Annotated in this window: 1 protein-coding gene; it reads right to left on the bottom strand. The window is 39.8% G+C overall.

Features of this window, described 5'->3' with window-relative positions:
* Positions 1-28: 28 nt before the first annotated feature.
* Positions 29-1,207, bottom strand: coding sequence for an IS4 family transposase (locus HMPREF0645_RS12830; protein WP_007175490.1), 1,179 nt, complete (start codon positions 1,205-1,207; stop codon positions 29-31).
* Positions 1,208-1,332 lie beyond the last annotated feature (125 nt).

Genomic DNA, 1,332 nt, shown 5'->3' with positions numbered 1-1,332 from the left:
AGTACTGGTGCGATAAATTCGCACATTGTTATATGTTATCAAATAACATTGGGTCTTTGACATTTTGTTTTTGAATGGTTGATTCCTTCGGTCTGGTGATTAGATCTCTCAAATCCACTCTTTCGAGTGCGGAGATTCTTATTAACATAGCCACCTCGGTGATTGAATACGGACTTTTGTAGTCAGCCTTGATTTTGGCGATTATCAGATATGTAATGATAGCAACCCACAAATGGATGCGCACTGCATTTTCTGAATATCCCCAAAGAGTCTTCACTACGATGTTCTGCTTGATCCACTTGAAGAACACCTCAATGTCCCATCTGTGACGGTATAGATTGGCGACCTCAATGGCACTGATCTCAAAGTTGTTGGTAATAAATTCTACATCATTACCTGTTACCGAGTCATGATAAGTAACCATTCTGATAGGTTCTGGATAGAGTTTCTTCGACTTAGGGGTAGTCAGTTTTATGATAAAATCGCCACAGATTCCTGTACTTGGATCAATGTCAAGACAATGGTTAACGACCTCGTGTTTCATATTGTCCTTGGGACGACTTATCCAATATGCACCGGCTTTGTGAAAACGAAACAAAGCGATGAAATCAACGTATGCTTTGTCCATCATATAGAACGCAAATGGCTCAGGCACAATCTCATCCAGTTCATTGCTGTCATGCCATTTTCCATCCGTGACATGAAGGTTGGCTGGAATGCTTCCGCGAAGGTCCAGCAAGGTATGCATCTTTACTGCTCCTTTGCTGTATTTCCCCAAAGCCCAGGCAGCAAGAACTATGCTTGTTGAGATGGTCGTGGAATCCAAAGCATAGAGTACATTCTCTATCGTTATCTCTGTAACCTTTGTACCTGAGTACATTGGTCGAACAAGAGCTATGAGATATTTACCTAATTCTTCATAGATACGGCAGTCGCGATTCTCATTGGCCCGGGAAAGTGAAGAATGTGTAACACTCTTCTTGATGCCCAAATGATACAAGATACCGCTATGAGCTTCAAGGCACATGCAAATGTCACGTAAAGAATCACATCCTGCTATCTGTCCGAATAGCAACTGAAGCAGTTGGTTATAACATGTTAGTTCTTTTGCATGCCAGTCTCCTTTATATTTTTTAACCAGTTTGTCAAATTGATAACGAGGTATGAAGTCAATAACTTGAGCAAAGACATACTTGCCGATATTCATAATTCTGCAGTTTAGACTGCAAAACTACTCAATCCATTCAAATCGAAAAATCAAAGAGCGTATGTAAGATGTTAAATATTAAATATATAGATATCGTATTGAGAATTTTATCGCACCACTAGTAA

Source organism: Hallella bergensis DSM 17361, from assembly GCF_000160535.1.
In the GTDB taxonomy this organism is placed as follows: domain Bacteria; phylum Bacteroidota; class Bacteroidia; order Bacteroidales; family Bacteroidaceae; genus Prevotella; species Prevotella bergensis.
This window is presented reverse-complemented; position numbering and strand designations above follow the sequence as displayed.

What these genes read in the sequence shown, in the direction of transcription:
- HMPREF0645_RS12830 (WP_007175490.1), bottom strand. Translation starts at nt 1,207, where the DNA reads ATGAATATCGGCAAGTATGTCTTTGCTCAAGTTATTGACTTCATACCT.